Below are 7,850 nucleotides of genomic sequence, written 5' to 3'. Positions count from 1 at the left end.
GGCTGGCCGGAGCAGCCGGACGGTAGGGCTTCGTAGGACGCCTGATGGGGTTCGCGGCGGCGGGTCCAGGTGTTGTTACCGACGAAACCGGCCTCTGCGCCGCCCGGGTCGTTGTAGGTCTTCCAGCCGGGCCCTAGCTTCTCTGGGGCCGGCAGGTTGTTAGCAGTCAGCGGTCCGGCGTTGGGCGGCGGTGGAGCCGTTGCCTGCTCCGGGACCTGCGGTGGGACGGCTGCATCCGTTGGTTCGTTGGTGGGCAGTGTGTTCGTGGGGACGGGCACTGTGCCGCTGACTGTGCTGGGGATGGCCGAAACGGCTGCTGGGCTCGGCGGCGGCGGTTGGGCAGCGGTCGGCTTCGCACTGCACCCTGCGAGCACGGCTGCCAGCAGGCAGGCTACGAGCGGCTTCACTTCGGCTCGAAGTGCTGGTAGTCGGGCTTGGCCCAGCCCGCGCCCCAGAAGTACCCCTGGGCTCGCAGGGCCTTCGTAGCGACACTGTTCGCGAACAGCATCCCCGGGCGGACCACCGCGCGGTTGCGATACGCCAGACCGTTCGACGGGTACCAGACGCCGTTCGCGGCCAGGTACGGGTTCTCGACGGTGTTGATGTCGATCGCCCAGCCGTACGAGTGCGGCGACAGCGAGTACGGGTCACCCGTCACCCGGCGGCAGTTGAACATCGACGTGTTGTCGGCCGCCATCGACCGGACGTCGCTGCCGCCGAACGCGTCCACCCGGCGCATCTGCCGGATCGGGAACTTCGCCGCGAACGTCGAGGTCCAGACCGTGATCAGCTTCGCCACCGCGGCGTCGCGCAGGACCAGCTCGCCGCGGTGCACCCGGCCGTCGAAGCCCCAGTAGTTCAGTTGCAGCAGGCGTAACGCGGACGGCCTCACGGGGCAGCCGGCCCGGTACGTGTTCGGCACCATCGCCGCGGAGACGGCGTACACCTTGGGGTTCAGTGCTGCCTTGACGACGATCTTCGCGAGCGCGGAGTACTCCATCGCGGACTGGCTGACGCCGCGCGTGACCACCCGCACGGTGCGGGTGGCGGGCAGGTCGTCCGGCACCCGGAGCCGGAAGTTGCCTCGGGCATCCATCGCCGCGACGTTCAGGAGCTGCCAGCGGCCGCTGCCGAGGTACTGCTGCAGCGCGAGCTCCTTGCCCGGTTCGGCCGGTACCAGCTTGCCGGTGACCGAGACGCCGGTCAGCGTCCCGTACCAGGCGGCCGGGGTGTTGAGGACGATCTTGCGGTCCTGGATCGGCACCGTCCGGTAGTCCGAGATCGCCAGCGCGGTCTCGGCCTTGACCCCGATCATCGTGCGGAACGCCCAGCTGCCGGTGGCGGGCGACACGTAGCTGAACCTGTACGCGCCACCGGCCGTGGTCCGGGTCGAGCCACGCAGCACCCAGGCGCCGGGGACACGCTGCCAGAGCGTGACGTACGAACCGGTGACCGGCTTGCTGATCCTGCCGGTGAAGACGGTCGGCTTGTCCTCCCAGGACGCGGCCGGTTGGTCCAGCGTGATCGACCAGGCCGGTGCCTGCGTGGATGTTGGCGTTGGAGTCGGTGTTGGCGTTGGTGTTGGAGTCGGTGTGACCCCGGCCAGCAGTACCGCCACGACCCCGAGCAGATGCAGCCGCATGCGCCCTCCCCTCCCCTTGACATCACCTACCCCTATAAGAGGCGGTCACACCTGGAGGACGTCACACGGAACGCAAAGTTTCTACTCCTGCAGCCGCTTCACCGCGGCGTCGATGCGCTCGTCGGTCCCGGTCAGCGCCACCCGGATGTGCCGCTCACCAGCGGTCCCGTAGAACGCGCCGGGTGCGACCAGGATCCCCTTGTCCGCCAGCGCGCCGACCGAGCCGTACGCGTCGTACGACGGGTGCGACGCCCACAGGTACAGCCCGCCGTTCGACAGGGTGATCTCCCAGCCCGCGTCGGTCAGGGCCTCCCGCAGTACGGCACGGCGGCGCAGGTAGCGGGCGCGCTGCTCCTCCACGTGTACGTCGTCCGCGAACGCCGCGGCCATCGCGGCCTGGATCGGGGACGGCACCATCAGCCCGGCGTGCTTGCGTACGGCGAGCAACTCCGTCACGACCGTCGGGTCGCCCGCGACGAACCCGCCGCGGTACCCGGCCAGGTTGGAGCGCTTCGAGAGCGAATGCACCGCGAGCAGGTTGTCGAAGCTCCCGCCGGACACGTCCGGGTGCAGCACCGACACCGGCTTCTCGTCCCAGCCGAACTCGGTGTAGCACTCGTCGCTGACCAGCAGTACGTCGTTCGCGCGGGCCCACTCGACCGCGCGCCGCAGGTCGGCCGCCGGGGTGATCTCACCGGACGGGTTGCGCGGGGAGTTCAGGTACGCGACCCGCACCGGCCCGTCGTACGCAGTCGGGTCTGCGACCGGAACGCTGGCCGCCCGGGCGAGCGCGGCACCGGCCTCGTACGTCGGGTAGGCCAGGTCGGGGATCAGGACCGTGTCGCCGGCGCCGATGCCGAGCAGCGTCGGCAGCATCATGATCAGCTCCTTGGTGCCGATCACCGGCAGCACGCCGCTCTGCGGGTCGACTCCGGTCACGCCGAGCCGGCGCTGCATCCAGTCCACCGCGGCCTGCCGGGCGGCCGACGTACCGATCGTCGTCGGGTACGCCGGGGCGTCCGCCGCGTCGGCCAGCGCCTGCTTCACCAGGGCCGGCACCGGGTCCACCGGACTGCCCACGGACAGGTCGACAATGCCGTCGGGATGCGCGGCCGCCTTCTGCTGGTAGGGGGCGAGCTTGTCCCAGGGGAAGTCCGGCAGGCGACTGGAGGTATCGAAGATCACCCGGCCATTCTCCCCTGTCCCGGGACGCAGCCGGGGCGGCAGGTCACTTCTAGAGATAGAGGCCGGTCTGGCCGTCCTCGAGGCGGCCGGCCGCGACCGCGTGCAGGTCCCGCTCGCGCAGCAGGATGTAGTCGTCGCCGCGGACCTCGACCTCGGCCCGGTCCTCCGGGTCGAACAGCACCCGGTCGTCGACCTCGACGGTGCGCACGTTCGCGCCGATCGCGACCACCTTCGCCCAGGACAGCCGGCGGCCCATCTGCGCGGTGGCGGGGATCAGGATGCCCGCCGACGACTTCCGCTCGCCCTCCTGCTCGAGCGACACCAGGACCCGGTCGTGCAGCATCCGGATCGGCAGCTTGTCGTCGGAGAGCCGCTTGCGAGGAGTCACCGGCGACCCACCAGCCGGCGGATGACCAGCAGGACGCCGACCACGCCGACGACCGCACCGGCGACCGCGACGATCTTCTGGGTACGCAGCTGGCCGTGCTCGTCGAAGACCTGGGACTTGGCCTGCTCGACCTGCCGCTCGATGACGGCCTTCGGGCTCGCCCGGTCGACCAGCTCGTCCACGGTGGAGGCCAGGCGCTCCCGGGTGGCGGCGATGTCCGCCTCGATCTGCTCGGCGGTCCGAGCCTTCGTGTCCGACACGTGTCGGCTCCCTTCCGTCGGCGGGGCATGCCCCGATCTGCCCCTGGTCACACCCATCCTCGCAGGTCAGCTCCGCAAGTCCACGACCACCTTGATGTCTTCCGGTTCCCGGACCAGCGCTTTCGGCCATTCGGACAGCGGTACGGTCCGGGTGACGAGCCGTTCCAGCCAGGACCTGTCAGCCTTGACCAGCACGTCCACGGCGTCCGCGTAGTGCCGCTTACCTGCGTTGACCGTCCCTACGAGTGCAGCGTTCCGTACCACCAGTTGCCGCACCAGGGCATCCAGTTGTACGTCGACGGTCGCCGGGCCAGGGTGGATCCCGGCCAGGCACATCACGCCTGCTGGTGGCAGGAGCGACGCGCAGTCGTACACCACCTGCCCCACACCGGTTGCCTCGATCACCACGTCCGGTACGACGTCCAGCTGCCGCAGGTCCGTCAGGTACGTCGCACCGAGCTCTCGGACCAGCTCCGGCTTCGGGCCGCCGTCGACCCGGTCCAGCACGTGTACGTCGTACCCACGCTGCCGTGCGATCAGTGCGGCCAGCAGGCCGATCGGTCCGGCGCCTGTTACCAGCACGTGCTGCGGTGCGTACCAGGAGCGTTGTCCGACCCGGTCCACCTGCTCCCACGCCTTGGTGAGGATGCTGGCCGGTTCTACCAGTACGCCGAGGTTCCCGAGCGCTGCAGGCACCGGTACGGCGAAGTACGGGTCGACCCGCCAGCGCTCGGCGCCGTACCCGTCCATGTCCTTGATGCCGCGCTCGGTGTACTTCCCGTTACGGCAGAAGTCCCACTCACCCCGCGCGCACGCCGGGCACGGCACCGGGTCCGGCCGGCGTACCACTCCCGCCACCAGGTCCCCGGTGGCGAAGCCGGAGCCCGCGGGTGCCTCCAGCACGCGTCCGAGCGACTCGTGCCCGATCACCAGCCGGTCGGAACCCGGACGGCCGCTGCCGAACGCTCCGCTGACCAGCTCGATGTCGGTCCCGCAGATGCCTGTCAGCAGGCCCTCCACGAGAATCGACCCGTCGACGACCGGCGGTTCCGGCACGTCACCCACTGCCGCCGAGTCGCTCTTGCCCGGCGTGACTGTCATGGCCCGCATGCGGTCAGGCTAACCGGGGGTCCGCGCACGTAACATGGCGCCCAGGAGACCTATCCCCGTGGAGGACCTGATGTCCGATCGTCTGTCCGTCGGCGACACCGCACCCGACTTCACCCTGCCCGATGCCGACGGCAACGACGTGGCGCTGAAGGACCTGCGCGGGAAGAACGTGATCGTCTACTTCTACCCGGCCGCGATGACCCCGGGCTGCACCAAGCAGGCCTGCGACTTCCGCGACTCGCTCGACTCCCTGCAGGCCGCCGGGTACGCCGTGCTCGGCATCTCCCCGGACAAGCCGGCCAAGCTGGCGAAGTTCCGCGAGCGCGACGGCGTGACGTTCCCGCTGCTCAGCGACCCGGACAAGGAGGTCCTGCAGGCGTACGGCGCGTTCGGCGAGAAGACCATGTACGGGAAGAAGGTGACCGGGGTGATCCGGTCCACGTTCGTCGTCGACGCCGACGGGAAGATCGCCGTCGCGCAGTACAACGTGAAGGCCACCGGGCACGTCGCCAAGCTCCGCCGCGACCTCGGCCTCTGACGCGGCCGGCCGCGGAAGGGGCCTTGTCAGGACCTACGAGGAGGGAAACCTCCGACCGTTTCACGGATCGAGTCCATGGAACGGTCGTTTGAGCAAAGTCTTGCTGTGATTTGGATCACACCTCATTCTCAGCGGACCGCAGCGGCACCGGCACACACCGTGAGTTTTTCAGCGTTCCTGCGAAAGGGCCGTACTCCGGGTCGGGTTCCGGTTCGGCGACGGCTGTGTCACGACCGTTCGCGGCCGTCCCCGCGACGTGCGGAAACCGGGTAATCTGCGCGCGCAGTCAGCCTCTGGCCGCATCTGGGAGGGAGGGACCTGCCGCGATGGGAAAACACTCCTCTGCGGTGACGGGACGTAACAGCAACCGCCGTACGGTGTACCTCACCGCGGTCGGGCTACTGGTCCTGTCGCTCGGTGCCGTCTTCGTGGTCCGGTCCTTCGGCGCCGCTTCGGGGACCGACGGACTGCTGGCCGGCGGGAAGGCCTGCTCCGACCCGGCCCAGATCCGGCTGTCCACCACGCCCGAGATGCAGGCGCCGCTCGAAGCCGCCGCCAAGTCGCTGTCCGCGAAGGGCGGCAAGGACGGCAACGCCTGCTACCAGGTCACGATCACCCCGGCGCCGTCGGCGATGGTCGCGCGAGACGTCGCGCACGGCAGCGACAGCCGGCCGGACCTCTGGGTACCGGACTCCTCGCTGTGGGTCTCGCAGGCCGACGACGGCGAGAACGTCCCGAACATCGCGGTCCCCTCGATCGCCACCTCACCGCTGGTCCTGGTCGGCCGCAACGAGAACTTCGGAGACACCTCCAGTTGGCTGCGGTTGCTCGGCGCCACCGATCCGGCCCTGCTCGACCCACTGAACACCTCCCCCGGCGCGCTCACGCTGCTCGCGGTCCAGTCCGAGCGGCAGAAGACCTCGGCGTCGGACACCCAGGTGGCGCAGGTCGTCGTACCGCTCGCACAGAAGCTCGGCTCGATGGCCAAGCCGTACACGGACGTGAACGCGCTGTTCGGCCGGGCGGACCAGGACGGCAGCAAGACCGTCGTACCGGCGTCCGAGCAGAGCTTCGTGAAGTACCAGGAGACGCACCCTGACGCCCAGCTGAAGGCGATCCTGCCGGCCACCGGCACGCTGACGCTGGACTACCCGATCGTGGTCACCGCCAAGTCCGACAGCCAGCAGGCGAGCGACGCGGCGCAGGCACTGGCCACCGAACTGCTCACCGACTCCGCCGCGCAGTCCCGCGACCAGGAGGGGTTCCGCGACACCACCCTCAGCCCGCTGAGCGGCGGCCGCGGCGTCGGCGACGTGAGCCAGCTGACCAAGCCGACCAGCTCCGCGATCGAGACCACGCTGCAGAACTGGACCCGCCTGTCGCTGTCCACCCACTCCCTGGCCGTCATCGACGTCTCCGGCTCGATGGCCGAGAAGGTCGGCAACAAGACCCGCTGGCAGCTCACCGTCGAGGCGGCGTCGAGCGGGCTGAACCTGTTCCCGGACAGCGCCGAACTCGGCCTGTGGACGTTCTCCACGAAGATCGGCTCGGACAACGCCGACTACAAGCCGCTGGTACCGATCGCACCGCTGACCAAGGCCCAACGCCAGACCATCGTCGGCCAGCTGACCAGCCAGCACCCGATCGTCGGCGGCGGCACCGGCCTGTACGACACCGCGATCGCGGCCGTCCGCCAGGTCCGCCAGACGTACAAGTCGAGCGCCGTCAACACCATCCTGCTGTTCACCGACGGCAAGAACGACGACCCCGGCAGCCCGACCCTGGACAAGGCCGTCCAGACCCTCCAGGGCCTCCAGGACCCGTCGCGCCCGGTCCGCATCATCGCCCTCGGTATGGGCCCCGAAGCGAACGCCAACGAACTCACCGCCCTGGCCCAGGCCACCGGCGGCCAGGCGTACGTCGCGAAGAACCCCGGCGACCTCAAGAGCGTCTTCATCGACGCCCTCCAGAGCCGCTGACCTGGCTGCCTCCCCTAGGATGTATCCCCAGGGGAGGCGGCAACGCCTTCTCAGCCAGAGTGGTGGAACGGCAGACACACCGGCTTTAGGTGCCGGCGCCCCCGGGCGTGCGGGTTCAACTCCCGCCTCTGGCACAGCTACTTGTTAAGGTCCGCCACGAGTTGGACGACCCGGGCGCGGATCTCGTCGCGGACCTGGCGGACGACCTCAAGGGGTTGGCCTGCGGGATCGGTCAGTTTCCAGTCCTCGTAGCGCTTGCCGGGATAGAACGGGCAGGCGTCGCCACAGCCCATGGTGATGACCACATCGCTGGCTTGTACGTCGTCGGTCGACAGCAGCTGAGGTGTCGTGCCGGTGATGTCGATACCGACCTCGCGCATGGCTTCGACGGCGACGGGGTTGATCTGGTCGGCTGGTTCGGAACCTGCCGAACGCACCTCGACCTCGTCGCCCGCGAGCTGGCGTAGCCAGCCTGCGGCCATCTGCGAGCGGCCGGCGTTGTGGATGCAGACGAACAGGACACTGGGCTTGCTCACGAGGATGCTCCTGCGGTGGTTTCGGTGTGCGGCGCGACTGCTTCGGGATGGAGGGTCACGACCACGGCCGCGCCGATGACGGCGCCGACCAGTTGGAAGACGATGAAGCCGGGCACGGAGCTGGGCGCGATGCCGGCGAAGGTGTCGCTGAAAGCGCGGCCGATGGTGACGGCGGGGTTGGCGAACGAGGTCGACGAGGTGAACCAGTACGC

At 69.4% G+C, this 7,850-nt stretch carries 9 protein-coding genes and 1 tRNA gene; 3 read left to right on the top strand and 7 right to left on the bottom strand.

All coding sequences use genetic code 11. The annotated features are described in order from the left end of the window. Window positions 1-403: 403 nt before the first annotated feature. The 5 genes from VFF46_RS38240 to VFF46_RS38220 form a co-directional block, all read right to left on the bottom strand. Window positions 404-1,642, bottom strand: a complete 1,239-nt coding sequence (locus tag VFF46_RS38240) for a M15 family metallopeptidase (RefSeq protein WP_325042163.1) — start codon at window positions 1,640-1,642, stop codon at window positions 404-406. An 81-nt stretch (window positions 1,643-1,723) separates the two neighbouring features. Continuing rightward, on the bottom strand, window positions 1,724-2,824 hold the full coding sequence (gene dapC / locus VFF46_RS38235; protein WP_325042165.1) for a succinyldiaminopimelate transaminase: 1,101 nt from the start codon (window positions 2,822-2,824) through the stop codon (window positions 1,724-1,726). 52 nt (window positions 2,825-2,876) lie between these two features. Continuing rightward, complete coding sequence (locus VFF46_RS38230; RefSeq protein WP_198682459.1) at window positions 2,877-3,170, bottom strand: GroES family chaperonin; 294 nt, start codon at window positions 3,168-3,170, stop codon at window positions 2,877-2,879. A 41-nt stretch (window positions 3,171-3,211) separates the two neighbouring features. Continuing rightward, window positions 3,212-3,475, bottom strand: a complete 264-nt coding sequence (locus VFF46_RS38225) for a DUF3618 domain-containing protein (protein ID WP_325042162.1) — start codon at window positions 3,473-3,475, stop codon at window positions 3,212-3,214. Between the two features lie 66 nt (window positions 3,476-3,541). Beyond that, the gene (locus tag VFF46_RS38220; RefSeq protein WP_325042161.1) at window positions 3,542-4,585 is read right to left on the bottom strand and encodes a glucose 1-dehydrogenase; all 1,044 of its coding nucleotides are present in this window, start codon (window positions 4,583-4,585) and stop codon (window positions 3,542-3,544) included. Window positions 4,586-4,655: 70 nt separating this feature from the next. Between VFF46_RS38220 and bcp the strand changes: the two genes are divergently transcribed. From bcp to VFF46_RS38205, 3 genes are all read left to right on the top strand, one after another. Next, window positions 4,656-5,123, top strand: a complete 468-nt coding sequence (gene bcp / locus VFF46_RS38215) for a thioredoxin-dependent thiol peroxidase (RefSeq protein ID WP_325042160.1) — start codon at window positions 4,656-4,658, stop codon at window positions 5,121-5,123. A gap of 347 nt (window positions 5,124-5,470) precedes the next feature. Then, entirely contained in the window at window positions 5,471-7,102 is a 1,632-nt protein-coding gene (locus VFF46_RS38210; protein WP_325042159.1) for a substrate-binding domain-containing protein, read from the top strand. 53 nt (window positions 7,103-7,155) lie between these two features. Continuing rightward, window positions 7,156-7,236: transfer RNA gene (locus VFF46_RS38205), tRNA-Leu, on the top strand. 3 nt (window positions 7,237-7,239) lie between these two features. On the opposite strand, the gene VFF46_RS38200 is transcribed toward VFF46_RS38205, so the two are convergent. Further along, window positions 7,240-7,644, bottom strand: a complete 405-nt coding sequence (locus VFF46_RS38200; RefSeq protein ID WP_325042164.1) for an arsenate reductase ArsC — start codon at window positions 7,642-7,644, stop codon at window positions 7,240-7,242. Beyond that, window positions 7,635-7,850, bottom strand: a 216-nt coding sequence (locus VFF46_RS38195) for an aquaporin (protein ID WP_325042158.1), incomplete at its 5' end; no start/stop codon positions are given. The genes VFF46_RS38200 and VFF46_RS38195, both read right to left, overlap by 10 nt.

It is taken from the genome of Kribbella sp., assembly GCF_035655035.1.
Lineage (GTDB): Bacteria > Actinomycetota > Actinomycetes > Propionibacteriales > Kribbellaceae > Kribbella.
The sequence above is the reverse complement of the archived record's forward strand: the minus strand, read 5'-3'. Positions and strand labels throughout refer to the sequence as shown.

Coding starts and splice junctions, on each gene's coding strand:
- VFF46_RS38240 (WP_325042163.1), bottom strand. CDS start 1,642: ATGCGGCTGCATCTGCTCGGGGTCGTGGCGGTACTGCTGGCCGGGGTC.
- VFF46_RS38230 (WP_198682459.1), bottom strand. CDS start 3,170: ATGCTGCACGACCGGGTCCTGGTGTCGCTCGAGCAGGAGGGCGAGCGG.
- VFF46_RS38220 (WP_325042161.1), bottom strand. CDS start 4,585: ATGCGGGCCATGACAGTCACGCCGGGCAAGAGCGACTCGGCGGCAGTG.
- bcp (WP_325042160.1), top strand. CDS start 4,656: ATGTCCGATCGTCTGTCCGTCGGCGACACCGCACCCGACTTCACCCTG.